The sequence below is a fragment of the Haladaptatus sp. T7 genome, assembly GCF_026008575.1.
GTDB lineage: Archaea > Halobacteriota > Halobacteria > Halobacteriales > Haladaptataceae > Haladaptatus > Haladaptatus paucihalophilus.
This window is the reverse complement of the sequence record NZ_BROP01000001.1, coordinates 939,903-957,903: the sequence shown is the minus strand read 5'-3', so window position 1 is coordinate 957,903 and position 18,001 is coordinate 939,903. Positions and strand designations below refer to the sequence as shown.

General features: G+C 63.9%; 22 protein-coding genes. 8 read left to right on the top strand and 14 right to left on the bottom strand.

What is annotated here, in order from left to right; translation table 11 throughout:
* Positions 1 to 10: 10 nt before the first annotated feature.
* Positions 11 to 241: a hypothetical protein gene (locus tag OPC11_RS05280; RefSeq protein ID WP_264781227.1), complete on the top strand. Its 231-nt coding sequence runs from the start codon at positions 11 to 13 to the stop codon at positions 239 to 241.
* On the opposite strand, the gene OPC11_RS05275 is transcribed toward OPC11_RS05280, so the two are convergent.
* The 7 genes from OPC11_RS05275 to OPC11_RS05245 all read right to left on the bottom strand — a co-directional run bounded on the left by OPC11_RS05275 (position 222) and on the right by OPC11_RS05245 (position 4,310).
* Positions 222 to 617, bottom strand: a complete 396-nt coding sequence (locus OPC11_RS05275) for a DUF5811 family protein (protein ID WP_007976763.1) — start codon at positions 615 to 617, stop codon at positions 222 to 224. The two genes, OPC11_RS05280 and OPC11_RS05275, sit on opposite strands and share 20 nt — an antisense overlap.
* Positions 618 to 674: 57 nt before the next feature.
* Positions 675 to 1,148, bottom strand: a complete 474-nt coding sequence (locus OPC11_RS05270; RefSeq protein ID WP_007976767.1) for a pyruvoyl-dependent arginine decarboxylase — start codon at positions 1,146 to 1,148, stop codon at positions 675 to 677.
* A 38-nt stretch (positions 1,149 to 1,186) separates the two neighbouring features.
* Complete coding sequence (gene lwrS, locus OPC11_RS05265) at positions 1,187 to 1,558, bottom strand: LWR-salt protein (RefSeq protein ID WP_264781226.1); 372 nt, start codon at positions 1,556 to 1,558, stop codon at positions 1,187 to 1,189.
* Positions 1,558 to 1,833, bottom strand: a complete 276-nt coding sequence (locus tag OPC11_RS05260) for a 4a-hydroxytetrahydrobiopterin dehydratase (protein WP_264781225.1) — start codon at positions 1,831 to 1,833, stop codon at positions 1,558 to 1,560. The genes lwrS and OPC11_RS05260 overlap by 1 nt, the downstream gene beginning before the upstream one ends.
* 331 nt (positions 1,834 to 2,164) lie before the next feature.
* Positions 2,165 to 3,463: a glutamyl-tRNA reductase gene (hemA, locus tag OPC11_RS05255; protein ID WP_264781224.1), complete on the bottom strand. Its 1,299-nt coding sequence runs from the start codon at positions 3,461 to 3,463 to the stop codon at positions 2,165 to 2,167.
* Positions 3,464 to 3,598: 135 nt separating this feature from the next.
* Positions 3,599 to 4,000: a DUF5778 family protein gene (locus OPC11_RS05250; protein ID WP_007976775.1), complete on the bottom strand. Its 402-nt coding sequence runs from the start codon at positions 3,998 to 4,000 to the stop codon at positions 3,599 to 3,601.
* 115 nt (positions 4,001 to 4,115) lie between these two features.
* A complete protein-coding gene (locus OPC11_RS05245) occupies positions 4,116 to 4,310 on the bottom strand; it encodes a cold-shock protein (protein WP_007976778.1) in 195 nt (64 codons plus the stop codon).
* Between the two features lie 126 nt (positions 4,311 to 4,436).
* On the opposite strand from OPC11_RS05245, the gene uppS reads away from it, so the two are divergent.
* Complete coding sequence (uppS, locus tag OPC11_RS05240) at positions 4,437 to 5,360, top strand: polyprenyl diphosphate synthase (protein ID WP_264781223.1); 924 nt, start codon at positions 4,437 to 4,439, stop codon at positions 5,358 to 5,360.
* 9 nt (positions 5,361 to 5,369) lie between these two features.
* On the opposite strand, the gene OPC11_RS05235 is transcribed toward uppS, so the two are convergent.
* The gene (locus OPC11_RS05235) at positions 5,370 to 6,743 is read right to left on the bottom strand and encodes a glycoside hydrolase family 55 protein (RefSeq protein WP_264781222.1); all 1,374 of its coding nucleotides are present in this window, start codon (positions 6,741 to 6,743) and stop codon (positions 5,370 to 5,372) included.
* Positions 6,744 to 6,869: 126 nt separating this feature from the next.
* Positions 6,870 to 7,478 (bottom strand): undecaprenyl diphosphate synthase family protein, encoded by a 609-nt coding sequence (locus tag OPC11_RS05230; protein ID WP_007976785.1) that lies wholly within the window; start codon positions 7,476 to 7,478, stop codon positions 6,870 to 6,872.
* 87 nt (positions 7,479 to 7,565) lie between these two features.
* Between OPC11_RS05230 and OPC11_RS05225 the strand changes: the two genes are divergently transcribed.
* The gene (locus OPC11_RS05225) at positions 7,566 to 8,882 is read left to right on the top strand and encodes a DUF92 domain-containing protein (protein WP_069450010.1); all 1,317 of its coding nucleotides are present in this window, start codon (positions 7,566 to 7,568) and stop codon (positions 8,880 to 8,882) included.
* Positions 8,879 to 9,295 carry an N-acetyltransferase gene (locus OPC11_RS05220; protein ID WP_264781221.1) on the top strand — a complete coding sequence of 139 codons (417 nt, stop codon included), beginning with the start codon at positions 8,879 to 8,881 and terminating at the stop codon, positions 9,293 to 9,295. The genes OPC11_RS05225 and OPC11_RS05220 overlap by 4 nt, the downstream gene beginning before the upstream one ends.
* Before the next feature lie 3 nt (positions 9,296 to 9,298).
* On the opposite strand, the gene dnaG is transcribed toward OPC11_RS05220, so the two are convergent.
* On the bottom strand, positions 9,299 to 10,714 hold the full coding sequence (gene dnaG / locus OPC11_RS05215) for a DNA primase DnaG (protein ID WP_264781220.1): 1,416 nt from the start codon (positions 10,712 to 10,714) through the stop codon (positions 9,299 to 9,301).
* 184 nt (positions 10,715 to 10,898) lie between these two features.
* Entirely contained in the window at positions 10,899 to 11,624 is a 726-nt protein-coding gene (locus OPC11_RS05210; RefSeq protein WP_264781219.1) for a sugar phosphate isomerase/epimerase, read from the bottom strand.
* Positions 11,625 to 11,818: 194 nt separating this feature from the next.
* Here OPC11_RS05210 and OPC11_RS05205 point away from each other — a divergent pair, with 194 nt between their 5' ends.
* From OPC11_RS05205 to OPC11_RS05195, 3 genes are all read left to right on the top strand, one after another.
* Positions 11,819 to 12,031 (top strand): DUF3311 domain-containing protein, encoded by a 213-nt coding sequence (locus OPC11_RS05205; RefSeq protein WP_264781218.1) that lies wholly within the window; start codon positions 11,819 to 11,821, stop codon positions 12,029 to 12,031.
* Positions 12,028 to 13,497 (top strand): sodium:solute symporter family protein, encoded by a 1,470-nt coding sequence (locus tag OPC11_RS05200; protein WP_264781217.1) that lies wholly within the window; start codon positions 12,028 to 12,030, stop codon positions 13,495 to 13,497. The genes OPC11_RS05205 and OPC11_RS05200 overlap by 4 nt, the downstream gene beginning before the upstream one ends.
* 742 nt (positions 13,498 to 14,239) lie before the next feature.
* Complete coding sequence (locus OPC11_RS05195) at positions 14,240 to 15,133, top strand: DUF6293 family protein (protein ID WP_264781216.1); 894 nt, start codon at positions 14,240 to 14,242, stop codon at positions 15,131 to 15,133.
* 53 nt (positions 15,134 to 15,186) lie between these two features.
* On the opposite strand, the gene OPC11_RS05190 is transcribed toward OPC11_RS05195, so the two are convergent.
* Complete coding sequence (locus OPC11_RS05190; RefSeq protein WP_007976799.1) at positions 15,187 to 15,495, bottom strand: hypothetical protein; 309 nt, start codon at positions 15,493 to 15,495, stop codon at positions 15,187 to 15,189.
* Between the two features lie 217 nt (positions 15,496 to 15,712).
* A complete protein-coding gene (locus OPC11_RS05185) occupies positions 15,713 to 16,441 on the bottom strand; it encodes a DUF1405 domain-containing protein (protein WP_264781215.1) in 729 nt (242 codons plus the stop codon).
* Positions 16,442 to 16,548: 107 nt separating this feature from the next.
* On the opposite strand from OPC11_RS05185, the gene pdxS reads away from it, so the two are divergent.
* Positions 16,549 to 17,457 (top strand): pyridoxal 5'-phosphate synthase lyase subunit PdxS, encoded by a 909-nt coding sequence (gene pdxS, locus OPC11_RS05180; RefSeq protein WP_007976801.1) that lies wholly within the window; start codon positions 16,549 to 16,551, stop codon positions 17,455 to 17,457.
* A 101-nt stretch (positions 17,458 to 17,558) separates the two neighbouring features.
* On the opposite strand, the gene OPC11_RS05175 is transcribed toward pdxS, so the two are convergent.
* Complete coding sequence (locus OPC11_RS05175) at positions 17,559 to 17,996, bottom strand: GNAT family N-acetyltransferase (RefSeq protein ID WP_264781214.1); 438 nt, start codon at positions 17,994 to 17,996, stop codon at positions 17,559 to 17,561.
* Positions 17,997 to 18,001 lie beyond the last annotated feature (5 nt).

Genomic DNA, 18,001 nt, shown 5'->3' with positions numbered 1-18,001 from the left:
AATCGTGCGTGTGAGAAACCGATTCGGTAGCCGTATCGCTCGCGTCCCGGTTTCGTACTACGACTTCGTTCTGTTCGCCGTTCCGCTCGTGTTACTCGCGGGGTTGGTCGCGGCGGCAACTCTTTCGATTCCGCTTCACGTCGGCATCACCGTCTCCGGCATCGTGTCGGTGGTCGTCCTCGCCGACGCGATGTTCGTTCGACCGCCGTCCAATCGCCCACCTAACGGGCGGTCGGCGTGATTTTGTTCTCGACCGCCTGTTTGACTTGGAGGGCAGCACTGGCGGCGAGGCCGCGGGCTACCTCGTCGCGCTCCTCGGCGTCGATGAGTTCGTCGTCGTCGAGTTCGTGTTTCTCCGGTTCGAACCCGGCGCTGACGATGTGGCCGACGGGGGGTTGCACCGAGACGGACGCCTGCGGACCGGTGAGACTGTTCGTCACCTGCGAACCGATAACGTACTCCTCGGGGAGGTATTTGCGAGTCAACGTCGCAATATCGGCGACGCTATCCCGGAGATGGCGCCGCTGCTCGGGGGTAAGTTCGTCGACATCGACGGACGCGCGCTGTCCGGCCTGCGTCACGTCGGGAATGCCAGCGTAGGGAGTATTTCCATTCATGCGGTCTGCTACCCTTCGATAAGGGCGAGCGAGGTATAAACCCGTCGTCCCCGGAAACTAACAAATCGGCTCGCTCTCGCCGTACACCGCGAGGACGAGGGCGGTAACGTACGTCCCGGATTCGGCGTCCGCGGTGACGATTTTCGTCTCCTCGCCGGAGAAGTCCCAGTCGCGTAGCTCCCGGCCTGCTTCCAATCCGGCCCGAACCCGTTCCTCGATTTCCGCCGCGTCGGTTTCGCCCGACGCCTCGTAGAACAGTCCCGCGCCGTCGCTCTCGCTCCATCCGAGTCCGGCGGAGACGTGTCCCGGTCCGGCGCGCGTCGCCCGGGCTTCCACCACGGTCAGTCGATTTCCGGCGGGACCGAGGTCGGGCGCGGTGCCGACCGTCTCGACCGGCGTGTCGGCGGGGATGACCGACGAGACGGAGACGAGGTTGTAGTTGTGGACGTTCGCGTCCGCCAGCGCGGCGTCGTAGGACGACATCTTCGTCGGCCCGCTCGCGGTTCCCCAGACGACCCGAATCGTGCTCATGTTCGGTGGTCGGTTCGTCGCGCGAAAGGGTCTGTCGATTACCGTTGGACCTCGACCGAACTCCCGAGGTATTTCGAGACGACTTCCGACACCGAATCCGCCTTGAACGCCGCCAAATCATCGCCGATTTCGCCCTTCAGCGCGTCGTAGTACTCCTCGTCCGTCTCGAACGCGCGGTACTCGACGCTCGTCACGGGAACCCCGAGCGCTTCGCTCGTCAACTTCCGGAAATAGCGCTCGTCGCCGATATCGCCGCGCCAGAGGTTGTCCCGGAAGAACTGCCAGCCTTCTTCCCCGGGTGGGTCGGCGCGCCGGTAGAGGCGCGTCTCGAACTCCCGCGGTTCGAGCGTCACGCCCGACGCGTCGGGGTCGAGTCGGAATCGAACCGCGAAGACGTAGCGGGCGTCCATCAGCGCACGTCGTCGAAGCGCTCGGCCATCTCCACGTCGGTATCCGTGATGCCGCCCTCCTCGTGACTCGTCAACCGAACTTCGACTTCCTTGTATCCGATGATGATTTCGGGGTGGTGGAACTCCTCTTCGGCGACTTCGCCGACTTCGGAGGCGAACGCGACCCCCTTCAGGTAGTCGTCGAACTTGTAGGTTCGAACGATTTCGTCGCCGTCGCGCTCCCAGTCGTCCGGTTTCTGCTGTTCTATCTCCTCGTCCGAGAGCAAACTCGCCATAGGCTCCCGGACGGCGGGGATGCAAATAAAGGCATTCGCCAGCACCCACCTTTTGCTGCGGTCGGGAGCCGAAATCCGCGCCGTTTGGCGCGGATTTCGGCCTACCTCCCTGGCAAAAGCTGGACCAAAAGCACGGCGTCATCCCGCTTCCGTCGCTCCTTTCAGTCGCTCCGTCGGGGATTCCTTGGCCCGGAAATCTCCGATTTTCCGGTTGGGTTACTAGCGACTGACGGTTGTGTCACTGGCCGCTCTTAGCGGTTGTGTCGCCTGCCGTCCCGGAGAAAATCCTCTGTCGAGCGCTAAGCGGTCGTGAAAATGCGCGTCGCAATCGTCAATCGTCCGCGGTCGATTCGAGGTGTTCGGCCACGAACGCGGGCGGGTCGTCGCGGAACTCGGGGTCGAACAATTGGAGCGCGGTGTTGATGGTCGTCCAGTCGTCGTTCGCGGCGGCGTCGCGGAGGCTCTTGGTCGGCGGCGCGAGGAGTTGCGAGACCAGCGCGTCGGCCAGCGACTCGACGATGGCCCGCTGCTCCTCGTCGAAGTCCTCCGATTCGAGGCGCGAGAGCGCGGTCTGCAGTTCGCGCTCCTTGACCTGTTCCGCTCCCGCGTACATCTCGGCGATCACTTCGTCGGCCCGCTTTCGCTTGTACTGTTCGAGCAAGTTCTCGAATTCGCGGTCCACCATCGCCTCGACCGCTTGTGCGGCGGCGCGTCGTCGCTCGCGGGTTTCGTCCGTCACCGATTCGAGCGCCTGCATGTCGTGGACGATGATGTCGTCGAGCGCTGAGACGGCGGGGGACACGTCGCGCGGTTGGGCGATGTCCACGACCAGCGTCTCGCCGCAGTCGTCGAGCAGGTCCGCATCGAGGACGTGTCCGTCGCGTCCGGTCGCGGTGATGACGACATCTGCGCGCGGCAGACAGGCCGGAAGCGCGTCCAATCCGACGGCGCGGGTGTCGGGAAGGTACACTGCATCCGCGACCTCCTCCGCGCGCTCGATGGAGCGGTTGGCGACGATGAGCGTCTCGACCCCGGCCTCGGCGAACGCGTGGGCCGCGATGGTGCCCATCTCCCCGGCACCGATGACGAGCGCGGTCGCGCCCTCCAACTCCGAGTGGTCGCTCACGAGCGTCACGGCGGCGCTGCCCACCGAGACGACGCCCTCGTTGATGGCCGTCTCGGTTCGTGCGCGCTCGCCGACGTGGATGGCCTTCGTCAGCGCCTCCTCCAACATCGGGCCGACCGCACCGATTGCGCGCGCCGACGAGTAGGCGTCGCGTACCTGGCCGATTATCTGGTCCTCGCCGAGGACGAGCGATTCCAGTCCCGCAGCGACGCGGAGGAGGTGCCGAAGGCTCTCCTCGTGGCTCATCTCGATGACCGCCGAGCCGGTCACGTCGGTGACGAAATCGGCGAGCACCGTTCGTCCCGTTGCCGGTGCGTCCGTGACGACGTAGGCTTCGAAGCGGTTGCACGTCTGTAGGACGAACGCCTCCGAGACCTCCGGCTCCTCGGCGAGTCGCGCAACGGTGTCCTGCTGGTCGGTGTGACAAGCCGCCGCCACGTCGTCCAAACTGGCCCGGTCGTGGGAGACGCGGATGCCCGAAATAACACCAGTGCTCGGCGTCACAGGTTTTGCCTCCGGTGAATAGAAAACATACAGTTCATACGAAACACTCCGGACGTTCTTATCACGTGGTTAGGAAGGCGCGTACGTAAAGCCTTCTAACTCGTCCCGCTCTTCACTCCTCACTCGTCCCGCCCTTTACCCTTCGACGCCCGTTACCTCGAAGCCGAGGTCGCGGATGTCCTCCAGTATCGCGTCCTGGTCGGCGCTGGCTTCGTAGTAAAACACGATGTCGAACGTTCCGTCGCGGAGCAACTGCTGGCACTCCCAGACGAACTCCTCGTCGTCGAGCGTCAGTCCTTGGTGTTGGTTCGACGCGAAGTTCGTGTCGTCGCTTCCGGAGTAGACGTAGGTGTCGCGCGGGTCGTGGCCCGCGTGCTCCGCGATGATGTCGCCGACGTCCACCGACGCTTGGTGCATCTCGATGTCCTCGTCGCTCCCGAGGTCGGTGTGGACGATGGCTCCGTTGAGTTCTATCTCTCCGGGTTCGAGCAGTCGCTTCGTGCGCTCGTAGAGGTCGTCGTCGATAACGCTGTCCATACTCACGGATACGTGGCTGCCGTTATACGACCTACGGTTACCGCCGCGGCTCAAAAATCGTTGTTTTCGCGCGGCAGCGTGAACTCCCGCGAGAATCAGTTTCTACTGATACCGTTTACAGGCGCTGGACGTTGGTCGCCCGCGGTCCTTTGTCTGCCTGTTCGATGTCGAATTCGACTTCCTGCCCTTCCTCGAGGTCCGGGCCACCGACGTCTTCCATGTGGAAGAACACGTCTTCGTCAGAGTCCTCAGTGTCGATAAAGCCGTAGCCGCCGGTGTCGTTGAAGAAGTCAACCGTACCTTTCGCCATTGCGTTCTACCAAAGTAATCCCATACTTAAAAAGCTATGCAACTCCCAACGATCATTGTGAGCACATACCACGATACTCGGAGGACAAGGCTGATACTCGTCGGGTGAGTGGAAGGGAACAAGACGATGTTGAGGTGGGTTCGGCGACAACTGGAAACGGCCTACGAGCGGCAGTTACGGCGAAGCGTCTCGGGCGCACCCGCGCACGTCGCGGTCATTCAGGACGGCAACCGACGCTACGCCAGCAAACAGGGCGGGGAAGCGTCCGACGGGCACCGCGAAGGGGCGAAGACGACCGAGCGCGTCCTCGACTGGTGCGACGAAATCGGCGTCGAGGAACTGACGCTGTACACCTTCTCCACCGAGAACTTCGAGCGCCCCGACCACGAACGCGAGGCCCTGTTCGACCTGCTCGAAAACAAACTGTACGAGTTCGCCGACGCCGAGCGCGTCCACGACAGCGGCGTCTGCATCCGGGCTATCGGCGACGTCCAACAACTTCCGCCCCGCGTCAGGGAGGCAATCGACTACGCCGAACGGCAAACCGGCGACTACGACAACTTCGTCCTCAACATCGCGCTCGCTTACGGCGGCAGAAACGAACTCCTCGGCGCGGCGCGCGACGTGGCCCGCGAAGTCGAGTCGGACAACCTTGACCCGGCCGATATCTCCGTCGAAACCATCGAGTCGCGCCTCTACGCCCGACCGCTCCGCGACGTGGACCTCATCATCCGCACCGGCGGCGACGAGCGGACCAGTAACTTCCTGCCGTGGCACGCGAACGGCAACGAGGCCGCCGTGTTCTTCTGTACGCCCTACTGGCCCGAGTTCTCCAAAATCGACTTCCTCCGGGCGGTCAGAACCTACGAGTCGCGCGCACAATCGTTCAGGCAGGCGAAAGTCCAGCGCGCGCTGGCGCTCGTCCGTGCCGTCGGCGGCGTGGAGTTGGACGAAGCACGCTCCGTCTTGCACAAGTTCGCCGAGTACGTCCCCGACAGTGCGACGGTCGAGGAGATAGAGGGCGGCGACGAACGCCAAACGACAAAATAAGACTGCTTTCTACATCGAGTCCAACAACGAGTCGCCCAACCGTCTCAGCGAACCGATTCCACCCGTCTCGACGTTCTTCGTTAGCGGCGTCGTCCCTGACGCGACGATTGGGGTGCCGCTCACCCGGAGGTGCGCGTCGTGAATCTCCGTCCGTCGGCCGCTCTCGATGGTGATGCCGTCTCGACTGCCGAAATGGTGTTGAACGGTGACGTCCGACAATCGGCATCCGTCCCGTCCCGCGAGCAGGATGGCGGTCCCCTTCGGGGCGGCACCGTAAATCGAGACGTTCTCACAGGTGACTTCGTGGTTCGCCGGAAGGTGGTCCATGCTCGGCATCGTGGTCGGGTCGTATTCGGTGGTCGGCGTCCGGACGTGAATGGCCGGAACGCTGTGGTTAGTCTGAATCGCGGTGTTCGTGATTCGGGCGGTCCCGAACTGCTTTTCGACGACGATTCCCCCGGAGCTGTACGTGCCCGTCAGGTCCGTAATCTCGACGGTACAGTTGTCCACCCTCGCGTTCGTCCCTTCTTCCAACCAGATTCCCCGCATGTTCGGCTTCACCTCCGGGTTCCGCGGGCCGTCGATACGGACGGTTGCGCCTTCGACCCGCGCGCCGCTCGTCCCGCCGCCGATGCGTATCTGGTCGATGCCGTTGTTCGCGTACGTTCCGCCCCGCACGAGAAGCGGGCCGGAGTGCGGTGACGCGTACAGCCCTTCCGCCCAGTGTTCGACCCGACAATCGACGAACTGAAGCGACCCGTCGCCGCTGTGAGTGAAGATGGCGTTTCCCTTCTTCGACCCGCCACGCATGCGGACGCGCTCGACGAGCAGCGACGCGGCGCGCTTCGGAACTTCGAGTTCGAGACCGCTCCGCGGGGTCGTCCCGTGGTGCCCCTCGAACGCGAGGTCCCGGAGGACGTTTCGCTTCCCCGCGACGGAGAACGCGACGACTGGGGCCGCCGCGGGGTCCGCGTAGTCGAACGTGAACCCGTCGAACAGGAGGTTCCGAACCCGCTCGCCGTAGATCCAGTTCCCCTGCTCTTCCGGTGGAACGAGCAGCGTGGCGTCGTTGCCAACGAACCCACAGTTCGAGCGGCCGGAAAGGTCGAGCTCCGTGAGTCGATACGTTCCGGGCGGAAAGTAGAACAGCGCGCCGTCGCGCATCGACCGGTTCAGGACGTCATCGACTGGCTCGGTTCCAGTCCCGTCCGCGCCCAGTTCACCGACGTCGATGACCGCCTCGAATCGGTCGCGGTACGGACCCACGACGGACTCCTTGCTCGGGGGAGACCGTCCGCCACAGCCCGCGACCGCCGTCGAGAGCGCGACACCGGCCGCTCGGAGATACGCTCGTCTCCTCGGCCCGTCGCTCGGAGTCCCCATCCCAGTCGGTTTGACCGTCGGATTCCATTTGAGAATTGGGGACGTAACGGATGCGGACGAAGCTGTCGGGAATATAAGCAGACCCTGCAACGCCAAAATCTGAGGTGCACCGCAGCCTGAGTGACCCTACCGTCCGAACCGCCGCTGTCGATTCTTGTAATCGAAAATCGCGCGCAGATAGTCCCGTTTGCGGAAATCGCGCCAGTTCACGTCGGTGAAGTACAGCTCGGAGTACACCGACTGCCAGATCATGAAGTCAGAGAGGCGCTCCGCACCGGTTTTGATAACGAGGTCGGGGTCGGTCGGGAAGACCAGTCGGGACTCGATTTCCGACTCGTCGATGTCGGCGGCGGAAACCGTCCCGGCCTCCACGTCCTCTGCGACTGCGCGGACCGCCTCGGCGAACTCGTGTTTGCCGCCGAGTCCGATACTTATCTGAATCGGCGCGTCAGCAGGCGTGAGGTCGTCGGGTCCGCGAACGGCGATGGATCGGGGTGCGCGGACGTTCTCCAGTTCGCGTTCGAGGGTCGGCACCGCGCCCGAATCCAGCACGCTCACGTAGACCGTGATGCGTTCTGCCCCGTAGTCGAACGCCCACTGGAAGAACGATTCGAGCGTCTCGTACGCGCCCTGTTCCAGCAGGTCGCGTTCCGTGATGACGACGGCGACGTGGCTCGGCGGGTCGGCGTCGTGTCGTCGCACGCGGGCCGTGAGGTACTGGTCGTAAAGTCCCACTGCGGTTAGGTTGCCGCTATCGACGCTTAAACGTCACGCCCTGCGCCGTTCGGGAAGATTAAGTGCCCGTCCGCGAAAACGAAACTCGTGACTTCGAGCATTCGGCGGGCGGCGGCGTTCGCGGCTATCGCCACGCTATCCCTCGCCGCATCGGTGCTGGTTGCGGGTGTGGCGGCGCTGTTCGCCGCGGTGGGTGCGGTCGCGCTCGTCATCGACGACGGCCCGTTGTTCGACCTCTTCGCACGGCCGAGCGACCGCAGTGAAGGACGATTGCGCGGACTCGCCGCGTTCTCCTTTGCGACCGCCGGACTCGCCATGCTCGTCATGCTCGTCGATTTACCGACGAGCGTCTTCGCCGCCGCCGTCTGTCTGCTCGCCTACGGAAATCTGACGGAACAGCTCGTCAGAACTCGGAGCAACGCGACTATCACCGCGACGGCCGGGTTCACGGTCGGCGGGTTCTTCGCGGCCGCAGTCGCACAGGTATTCGTCCGAAGCGTCCAAGGCAGTCCCGTCGAACCGGCGATTCCCGAAATCGTCTTCCTCGCCGCGAGCGGCGCGCTGTTGGCCGGGCTGCTTCGGTCGGTCCTCTTCGAGCGCGACGACCCGTTGGTGATGTTCTCCGTAGCGCTCCTGCTGTGGCTCTTTACCGACCTCACGATGACCGTGACGGAACTCGACATCGTGCTCGCCATCGCCATCACGGTCGGCTTCGGCTACGTCTCGTGGGCGCTCGATACGGCGTCCGTGACCGGCATGCTCACCGGCATCCTCCTCGCGTTGCTCACCATCGTCCTCGGCGGCTACCCGTGGTTTGCCGTCCTCATCTCCTTTTTCGCGCTGGGGGGACTGTCGACGAAGTTCAGGTACGAGCAGAAGCGAGAGAACGGCGTCGCGGAAGCCAACGAGGGCGCGCGCGGCGGCGGCAACGTCCTCGGGAACGCTGCCGTTGCGCTGGTCGCCGTCCTCGCGTTCGCCGCCAGCGACCGGCTTCCCGTTTCGGAAGCCGTCTTCCTCTTCGCCTTCGCGGGGAGCATCGCAGCCGCCATGAGCGACACTCTGTCGAGCGAAATCGGCGGCGTCTTCGACAATCCGCGACTCATCACGACGTGGCAACCGGTCGAACCCGGAACCGACGGCGGCGTGACGTGGCAAGGCGAGGTGGCCGGGGCGTCCGGCGCGACAATCGTCGCGCTCATCGCCGTCGCGCTGTTCGGGTCCATCGGTCCGCTCGGCGGTGCCGTCATCGCGCTGGCCGGTATCGGCGGCATGACGGTCGATAGCCTTCTCGGCGCGACGGTCGAAGGTGAGGGACTCGGCAACCAGAGCGTCAACTTCCTCGCGACCCTCTCGGGGGCGCTCCTCGGTGCCGGACTCGCGTTGCTGGTGGGTCTGGCGGCGTGATTCGACCCGCCACACCGGACGACCGTCCGCGGCTACAACGGATTCGGACGTGGCTTCCCGAACCGACGCCGGGACTCCTCGAAACGGCGATTTCCGGGGTCGGGTCGGTCCTCGTCTCGACGGCCGACGGCGTGCCGGTCGGCTACGTTCTCACCATGGTCGCGGACGACGCCTACGTCGCCGAACTCGTCGTGGAACCCGCACACCGCGGAGAGGGGCGGGCGACGCGACTCCTCGGCGCGACGGTGGACATGGCCCGCGACCGAGGTTGTGATCGCGTTTCGCTGACGGTGCACGAAGAAAACGACGTCGCACGGTCGCTCTACGAGTCGCTGGGATTCGAACGCCGCGGGCGGGAACCGGACTACTACGCCGACGGCGGCGATGGATTGCTGTTCGAAAAGCGGTTGTGAGGATTACTCGTTCAGGAGGTCGTCCGCGATGATGATGCGGACGGTCGTCGGCTTTTTGACGAACTCGCCCTCCTCTCGGGCGATAATCTGTTCGACGCCGCGCTGGGCGGACACGTCGAGGATTCGCTGGCTCAGACTGCCGTCGATGACGACGGCGTGCGGGACGGTCGCCGAGTCTTCGATGGTTGCAAACGCTTCGTCCACCGGTGCGTCCGCGAGGACGCCGAAATCGTCGTCCAGCAGGCGCACGGTGTCCGTTTTGCCGCCGATGACCGCTTTCGCGTGCCCGCGAAGCGTCATCGGTTCGCGTTCGGCGCGCGATTCGGCGACGGTTTCGGACGCATCGAGTTCGTCAGCGTGCTCCGCGGCGTCCGACTCGGAATCGTCGGCCGTCGATTCCGAGTCGGCTGTCGAAGCGTCGATTTCGTCGGCCGAGTCGGGTTCTTCCGGCGCGTCGGCTTCCTCGACGCGTCCGCTCTCGCCGTCTTCACTCTCGCGTTCGGGTTCGTCGCGGTCCGCCTCGCCCGACGGTTTCATCGGGTGGGGCACCGTTTCGCTCTCGGTTTCGGGTGCGGGGAGCGTGCTGCCGTCGGTCGCGGCCATCACGGTCCCGTCGGAGTCGAACCGCTCGAACCGTCGTTTCTGTCGGAGGGACGCCATCACCTCGTCGCGCGAAAGGTCCTCGACGGACGTCCCCCGGGGCGCGACGGCGACGTAATCGATGTCGCCCACTTGGTCGAGTTCCTTCAGAATCAGGTCTCCGCCTCGGTCGGCGTCGAGGAACGCCGTGGTCGTCCGCTCCTGCGTGAGGTCCGCGACGGTGTCGGGGACGTTCGTCCCCTCCACCGCGATGGCGTTCTTGATGCCGTATCGGAGGAGCGTCAGGACGTCGGCCCGGCCTTCCACGACGATGATGGCGTCGCTGTCGGTGACGTTCGGTCCCGCGGGAAACCCTTCGTATTCGGTGATGTCCTCGACGCGGATGCTCTGGCGAACTTCGTCCAGAATCTCCTGGCTGGTCATCACGCTATCGTCGAACGAAGAGGAAAGCAGGTCCTTGGCGCGGTCGACCACTTCGCGGCGTTTCGCGGCCCGGACGTCTTCGATGCTGGCGATGCTCACGCTGGCCCGACACGGGCCGACGCGCTCGATGGTTTCGAGCGAGGCCGCCAGAATCGCCGTCTCTACTTTATCGAGGCTGCTGGCGATGGTGATGGTGCCAAACGACTGTCCATGTTCGCTCTCGATGTGAACGTCGATACGGCCGACTTTGGATGACTGTTGGAGGTCGCGTAAATCGAGGTCGTCGCCGAGTAGACCTTCGGTCTGGCCGAAGATCGCCCCAACGACGTCACTGCGTTCTACCACCCCGTCGGCGGTAATGTCTGCGTGAATGAGGTATTTCGCTGTATCGTCCATGAGTGATGAACTGCCCTCGGGGAGGGCGTGATTGTGATGCGTCCATGAGCGTTGCCATGGATACGTCTCATTGTGGCGCTCCGACGCCCAAATACCTGTCGTCACGGGGGTTCTGTCCGGTGATTTTACCACATTATTCCAACTAAATTCATCGATGGTTGGAATTTGACCGATGGGGGGTTCGTTACCCGTTCAATTCCCGAAGGCGTTCCGCACCGTGGGCGAGTGACGCGAGCGGGTCGGCCGGGTTATCGTGTTCGTAGACGAGCCAATCCGCTCCGACTTCCTTCGCCGTATCCACACACGCGGTCAGGTCCACGTCGCCGTCCCCGAGTTCGACCGGCTCCCCGTCGTGTGTGTCCTTGACGTGGACGAGCGGAACGCGGTCGCCCAGCGACCGGAGGAGCGAACGCGGGTCCGCCCCCGCCGCGACGGCCCATCCGATGTCGAGTTCGATTTCGACCTCCGACTCCGAGAGGAATATCTCGAAGCCGGTTTCGCCGTCCACCGACGCGAACTCGTGGTCGTGGTTGTGGTAGCCGAGCGAGGTGCTGTGTCCCTCCATCCGCGCCGCGAGTTCGTCCAATCGGCGGGCCGTTCGAGTCGCCGCCTCCCGGCTCTCGAAGTGTGCGGCCTCGAGGTAGGGAACGACTACCCACTCGCAGCCGAGTCGATGGTATTCGCGTGCGACCCGTCCGGGGTCGTCCTCCAACTCGCCGATAGGGACATGGGCGGCGGCGGCTTCCAATCCCGCGTCGTCCAGCGCGTCGGCGACGGCCGCCGGGTCCGCATCGCCCAACCCCGCAAACTCCACGCCGTCGAAGCCAGCCTCGCCGACCCGCGCGAGCAGGTCGGGGAGCGGTTCGTTCAGTTCACGGAGCGTGTACAGTTGAATCGCGGTTCGCGTCATGGGTTCCACGTGCTACCCCGACGGCTTTAGTGGTTGTTCTCCCTGTAACGCTCGTTCCCCGTCTCGATTTCATTCCGTCGAAACCGCATCAACGGGACGGGTACGAACCCGGGTTTCGAAGAGGAATTCTCTTCGAAATCGACCTCCGAACATTTTTGGCAACTCTTATCACCGTCGGTTCATACGTTCGGATAATGATTAGCAATCTCGGGCGAATAGGTTGGGCGGTCGTGTTCGCGGTGCTCATCGCGCTCACCATCCCGTGGTTCCTCTGGGGCGACGGGCGGGTCGCGTACGGGTTGCCGGTGTGGCTCTGGTGGCACATCGGTTGGATGATCGTGGTGTCGCTCGTCTTCACGCTGTTTGCGAACCGCGCGTGGGGCATCGGCATCGAGGAGGGAGCATGAGCGACACGACGCTCCAGTTGGGCATCATCGGCGGCTATCTCGTCCTCTCGCTGTTGATCGGCCTGCTCGCGTATCGGCTGACCGACCGAACCGCGGAGGATTACTACCTCGCCAGTCGGACCTTCGGGACCGTCGTCCTGCTGTTCACGACCTTTGCGACGCTCCTGTCGGCGTTCACGTTCTTCGGCGGGCCGAACGTCGCCTACGGGTCCGGCCCGGAGTGGATTCTCGTCATGGGATTGATGGACGGCGTGCTGTTCGCCGTCCTCTGGTACGTCGTCGGCTACAAGCAGTGGCTCCTCGGGCGCGAACACGGCTACGTCACGCTCGGCGAGATGCTCGGCGACCGGTTCGGTTCGTCCGCACTCCGCGGCCTCGTCGCCGCAATCAGTCTCTTCTGGCTGTTCCCCTACGTCATGCTCCAGCAGGTCGGGGCCGGAACCGCGCTTGAAGCGCTGACCGGCGGCGACATCTCTTACGCCGTCGGCGCGGGTCTCGTGACGGTGTTTATCATCGCCTACGTCGTCCTCTCGGGCATGCGCGGCATCGCGTGGACCGACACATTACAGGGTGCGTTCATGCTCGTCATGGTCTGGGCCGCCACGCTCTGGGCGCTCACCGAGTTCGGCGGCATGAGCGCCGCGACCGCCGGAATGGCGAAATCGAATCCCGAATTTCTCTCGCTCGGCGGCGTGCCGTACTCCCCGCAGTGGATGCTCTCGCAGGCCATCGGCATCGCCTTCGGCGTGGCGATGTTCCCGCAGGTCAACCAGCGCTTCTTCGTCGCCCGGTCGAAGAAAGTCCTGAAGCGCACGTTCTCGCTGTGGCCCATCCTCGTCGTCCTGCTGTTCGTCCCCGCGTTCATGCTCGGCGCGTGGGCGCGCGGCCTGCCCATCGACGTGCCGGAGAACGGCAACGTCCTTCCCATCGTGCTCTCCGAGTACGCTCCCGCGTGGTTCGCCGCGCTGGTCATCGCGGGTGCCATGGCCGCGATGATGTCTTCGTCGGACTCGATGCTCCTCTCCGGGTCGTCGTACTTCACCCGCGACCTCTACCGCCCGTTCGTCAATCCGAACGCCAGCGATAGCTGGGAGGACACCCTCGGACGCATCGGCGTCGCCGTCTTCGCAATCGCCGCGTTCGTCGCCAGCCTGTACACCCCCGGCACCATCATGACCATCGGTTCGACGGCCTTCGGCGGATTCGCCCAACTCGCGCTCCCCGTCATCGTCGCCCTCTACTGGAAGCGGGTGACGCGAACTGGGATGTTCGTCGGACTTCTCGGCAGTCAAGTATTCTACCTCGCCAGCGTGTTCCTGCCGTTCGTGCCGGACACCTACGGCGGGTGGCTCGCGTCCGTCGTCGGCATGCTCCTCGGTCTGGTGCTGACCGTCTCCGTTTCCGCCGTGACCGCGGCCGCTCCGAGCGAGGAGACGGACCTCTACTTCGACCTCCACGCCGACTAGCATCCGGTGTCTTTTGTCGATGCAAATCGGCGACTCTCGCTTTTCCTGTTTCTGAACGGTCTCCCGTCTTGGTTTCCACACGGCCGACAATAGTTGGATGGCTGATGCCTCGAAAGCCCCCGCCCGCTCGCGGTCGATGTGCGAGATATTCTGGCCTCTCCGCCACGTTCGGCCAGAATAGTTGCCCGCACACCGACCACGCAGACGCGAGCGGGCGGCCCCTTTCAATCCAACCACACAGACAGCACCGCGACACCCACACCCTCCCCAACCGATTGCGTTCCTCACTTCGTTGCGGTACTCATCCCTCGCGTGATAACCCGCAAGCCTTCGGCCCCAATAGCCGAAGGCTTGCTGTCGCACACGCCGAGGTGGACTGCCCAGATTCGAGCAAATCTCGTCTTTTACTCTGGCGCGCGCTGTCGGGGCGACGTGGCCAGCGGTCGGCCACGTCGTTCCGTCGTAGCGTGTGAGGGATGACTGAGCGAATGCGAAGGAATCGGCTGGGGAGGGAGTGGCTGATGCGGTTGCGGTGCTGTGGGAGGACTTCTGAAAACCTCCGCCGTTCAACTCCCCGCTCGTTCCTCGCGGGGATGAAAGAGGCCGCCCAGTCAGCGGGAGGCCGCCCGGTCAGCGGGAACTTCTCGTCGGCCCGAACGGGGAACGATTTCGAAAAATCTCCCACGCATCCCCCAAACGCGTTGACGACGACTTTAAACCCGTTTCGTGAGAATTTCCGCGCATGCAGACACACATCGTCCCGGTCGGCTTCGACTACGACCGGCTCATCGCGCCGCTCGTGCGCGACCAACTCGACGTGGACCGCGTCATCCTCCTGGAGGGCGCGGTGGGCAGCGAGGCCAACGTCGAATACTCGCGGAACCTCTCCCGCAAACTCGGCAAGGACTTCGAGAACCTGCTCGGCGCGGAAACTGAACGCGTCGTCATCGAGGACGTGTACGACTACGACACCGCGTTCGAACAGGCCTACGACCGCATCAACGCCGAACTCGACGGCGGCGGCGAGGTGTGGGTGAACGTCAGCGCCATGCCCCGAACGGTCAGCTTCGCGTTCGCCACCGCCGCTCACTCCATCATGGTCGAACGGCAGGAGGACCGCGAGCGGATTCACACCTACTACACCGCCCCGGAGAAGTATCTGGAGACGGAACTCGCCGAGGAACTCCGCGAGGAGACCGATCTGCTCGAATCCGTCTTGAACGGCGAAGTGGACGAAGGGAGCATCGAAACCCACCTCGAACGCGCCCGCGACCTGCTCTCGGAGTTCGACGAGCGCGGGACGACCATCGGCGCGAAGCGCGTCGGCTCGGGACACATCGTGGAACTGCCGGTCGCCTCGTTCTCGAACGTCAAGCCGTTCGAGGAACTCATCCTGTTCACGCTCGGCGACCACGGTCAGTTCGAGAGCGTGAGCGAACTCGCCCAGACCTTGGCCCGCGATCTGAACGAGGAGTACACCGACAGCTTCCGCTCGAAAGTCATCTACAACGTTGACCGCCTCGGACCGGGCGGAAAGGGCTACATCGAACAGGAAGAGGAGGGCAAATCCTACCGCACCCGACTCTCACGAATCGGGGAGCTGTGGGTGCGGGCACACACGAACGGGGACGCGTAGGGCGGAGGACAGACGCGTAGGGCGGAGGGCGGTCCAATCGGCTGTTTTCCCTTCTACAGGTACTCTTTCCACTGCTCGCGGAGGTCTTCGAGGAACCCCTCTTCGCCCGCCGCCTCCAACTGCTCCGTCGCGAGCGTCCAGTACTGGCCGCGGTGTTCGACCAGTTCGTCGTCGGCCAACTGGCTCAACACCGGGCCGACGCTACCATCCGGGATGTCCGTGCCGTCGCGCACCTCGGACCGAGTGAACGCCTGCTGGTCGTTCACGGCGAGAAACGACATCACGCGGTGGGCGTTGGTTCCTTGTCGAATATCGAGCGCGGCGTCCGGCAGGTGTCGAAACTCGTCTCTGTCGATGGGCATGGCACGGATTTCGACGGGATTATACTAAAATATACTGGGTAGTACTGAATGCCATCGAATACTACTAGAACAGCTGTTTCGATACTGATTCCTCTCCTGTTTCACTGATTCCTCCGGTTTTCAACTGGAACGTCCCGAGAACACCGAACGCTGGTCGTGACTTTTCGCCTCGTTTTTATCATCCCGTCTCTCTCGCTCCGCTTCTATCGTCCAGTTCCTATCGCTCCGCTTCTATCGTCCCCGCCTCCAACTTCTCCACCCGCGTCGTGAGCGCCAGGAACGTCGCCAGCAGAGTGATGACGACCGCACCGGCCGCCGCGATTTCGTGGGTCGGCGACGGATGGCTGTATCCCGCGGCGAGGATTTGTTGGGCCGGAAGGCCGGTGTGGTGGGGTGTACCGACGATGGGAACGAAGTAGTCAACGAAGTCGTTGAAGCCGTACCAGACGACGGCGACGAAGACGGCACCGACCGGAAAGTCGCTGTAGCGGTGGATGAGAAACGCCTCGACGACCATGGCGAGGTGGCTACAGAACAGAAAGGCGTACATCGGCCAGCCGACGCCGATGAATCCCGAGAAGAACGCGGCCAGCACGAACGGCGTCCACAGGCCGAGTTTGATGCACCCGAAGAAGGCGAGCATGTTCACCCACTCGTTGTTCCGTCCGAGTTTCCACAGGGCGAGCGACAGCGCGATGAACAGCGTCGCCATCGGGCTGTCGGGGACGAAGGGCCACATGACGGCCGGTTCGACGCCGAACTGCCACGTCATTAGCGGGTCGGAAAACGGGTACGGGTGAAAGCCGTAGTACCAGAAGCCGAACGCGGTGCCGACGAGGTTGATTATCACGATGGGCCACGCCATTCGCAAGCCGAAATCCTCCAGCCATTGGGGAAGCGGTGCGACGTACCACGGGAGGTCCTCAAGCGGCGGGAGGGTCGTCATACCCACGGCGAGGAATTGTCGGGGCAAAGAGGCTTCGGTTGGCGTGTCACCGCATTAGCCGTTCCGCAATCGGTACGTCTTAACCCTCCCCTTCGTTAGGGGCATGCATGGCAGAGCCAACCGACATCGAGGAACTGAAGCGCGGCACGGAACTGGTCAAGCGCGGGTTCGCCCGCATGCAGAAAGGCGGCGTCATCATGGACGTCGTGAACCCAGAACAGGCTCGCATCGCGGAGGACGCGGGCGCGGTCGCCGTCATGGCGCTCGAAGCCGTCCCGGCGGACATCCGAAAGCGCGGCGGCGTGGCGCGGATGGCCGACCCCGCCGACGTCGAGGAGATCATCGACGAAGTGTCCATCCCGGTGATGGGAAAGGCGCGAATCGGTCACACGACCGAGGCCCAAATCCTCGAATCCATCGGCGTGGACATGATAGACGAGTCCGAGGTGCTCACCCCGGCGGACGAGAAGTACCACATCGACAAGCGCGAGTTCACCTCGCCGTTCGTCTGCGGCGCGCGCAACCTCGGCGAGGCGCTTCGCCGCATCAACGAGGGCGCGGCGATGATCCGAACCAAGGGCGAGGCCGGTACGGGCGACGTGAACCAGGCCGTCCACCACCAGCGCACCATCAAGGGCGCGATTCGAGAACTGCAGGGCAAGACCCACGAGGAACGCGAGATGCTCGCCCGCGAACTCGAAGCCCCCGCGGAACTCGTCCACGAAACCGCCGAAGCGGGCCGTCTCCCCGTCGTCAACTTCGCGGCGGGCGGCATCGCCACGCCCGCCGACGCGGCGCTGATGATGCACCACGGCTGCGACGGCATCTTCGTCGGGTCGGGTATCTTCGGTGCGGAGGACCCCGTGCTGATGGGCAACGCCATCGTGGAAGCGACGAACAACTGGGACGACCCGGAGCGCCTCGCCGAGATTAGTAAGGACATCGGCTCGGGCATGAAGGGAGAGGCCAACGTGGACCTGCCCGAAGAAGAGAAGATGCAGGGCCGCGGAAATTAATCAAGATCCCTTTTCGCCGCGCGTTAACGCGCTTTCGATTCGAGACGGAGTGGCAACCGCGTCAGTCGGTTCGTGCGTCCATCAGTCGGTTCGTGCGTCCATCAGTCGGTCTGCCGGTACGTCATTCGAACCAGCGTCTCGACGCCGCCTTCGGGGACTTCCATCTCGGGGTCGAACAGCTCGAAGCCGACCGACTCGTAGTAGGGCACCAGTCCACGGCGACAGAGCAGCGAGAGACCGACGACGCTCTGTAGGTCGGGGTGGTCCACGACGGCTTCCATGAGTATCTTACCGAACCCTTCGCCGCGGCGGTCGGTGGCCACTATCACGTCGAAGACGTTCGCGTAGTACGTGTAGTCGGTCAGGATACGTGCTGCAGCGACGAGAGTACCATTCTCCTCGACGCCGACCGCGACTTCGGTTTCGGCGAGGGCGGTTCGGACATCTGCGGCCTCGCGGTCCTCCCACCACTCGTATTCCTCGTACAGGTCGGTCAACTCTCCTGCGTCGTCGAGTTCGATGTCGCGTGTGAGTACCATCCATT

What these genes read in the sequence shown, in the direction of transcription:
- OPC11_RS05275 (WP_007976763.1), bottom strand. Translation starts at nt 617, where the DNA reads ATGAATGGAAATACTCCCTACGCTGGCATTCCCGACGTGACGCAGGCC.
- OPC11_RS05270 (WP_007976767.1), bottom strand. Translation starts at nt 1,148, where the DNA reads ATGAGCACGATTCGGGTCGTCTGGGGAACCGCGAGCGGGCCGACGAAG.
- lwrS (WP_264781226.1), bottom strand. Translation starts at nt 1,558, where the DNA reads ATGGACGCCCGCTACGTCTTCGCGGTTCGATTCCGACTCGACCCCGAC.
- OPC11_RS05260 (WP_264781225.1), bottom strand. Translation starts at nt 1,833, where the DNA reads ATGGCGAGTTTGCTCTCGGACGAGGAGATAGAACAGCAGAAACCGGAC.
- OPC11_RS05250 (WP_007976775.1), bottom strand. Translation starts at nt 4,000, where the DNA reads ATGGACAGCGTTATCGACGACGACCTCTACGAGCGCACGAAGCGACTG.
- OPC11_RS05245 (WP_007976778.1), bottom strand. Translation starts at nt 4,310, where the DNA reads ATGGCGAAAGGTACGGTTGACTTCTTCAACGACACCGGCGGCTACGGC.
- uppS (WP_264781223.1), top strand. Translation starts at nt 4,437, where the DNA reads ATGTTGAGGTGGGTTCGGCGACAACTGGAAACGGCCTACGAGCGGCAG.
- OPC11_RS05235 (WP_264781222.1), bottom strand. Translation starts at nt 6,743, where the DNA reads ATGGGGACTCCGAGCGACGGGCCGAGGAGACGAGCGTATCTCCGAGCG.
- dnaG (WP_264781220.1), bottom strand. Translation starts at nt 10,714, where the DNA reads ATGGACGATACAGCGAAATACCTCATTCACGCAGACATTACCGCCGAC.
- OPC11_RS05210 (WP_264781219.1), bottom strand. Translation starts at nt 11,624, where the DNA reads ATGACGCGAACCGCGATTCAACTGTACACGCTCCGTGAACTGAACGAA.
- OPC11_RS05205 (WP_264781218.1), top strand. Translation starts at nt 11,819, where the DNA reads ATGATTAGCAATCTCGGGCGAATAGGTTGGGCGGTCGTGTTCGCGGTG.
- OPC11_RS05200 (WP_264781217.1), top strand. Translation starts at nt 12,028, where the DNA reads ATGAGCGACACGACGCTCCAGTTGGGCATCATCGGCGGCTATCTCGTC.
- OPC11_RS05195 (WP_264781216.1), top strand. Translation starts at nt 14,240, where the DNA reads ATGCAGACACACATCGTCCCGGTCGGCTTCGACTACGACCGGCTCATC.
- OPC11_RS05190 (WP_007976799.1), bottom strand. Translation starts at nt 15,495, where the DNA reads ATGCCCATCGACAGAGACGAGTTTCGACACCTGCCGGACGCCGCGCTC.
- OPC11_RS05185 (WP_264781215.1), bottom strand. Translation starts at nt 16,441, where the DNA reads ATGACGACCCTCCCGCCGCTTGAGGACCTCCCGTGGTACGTCGCACCG.
- pdxS (WP_007976801.1), top strand. Translation starts at nt 16,549, where the DNA reads ATGGCAGAGCCAACCGACATCGAGGAACTGAAGCGCGGCACGGAACTG.
- OPC11_RS05175 (WP_264781214.1), bottom strand. Translation starts at nt 17,996, where the DNA reads ATGGTACTCACACGCGACATCGAACTCGACGACGCAGGAGAGTTGACC.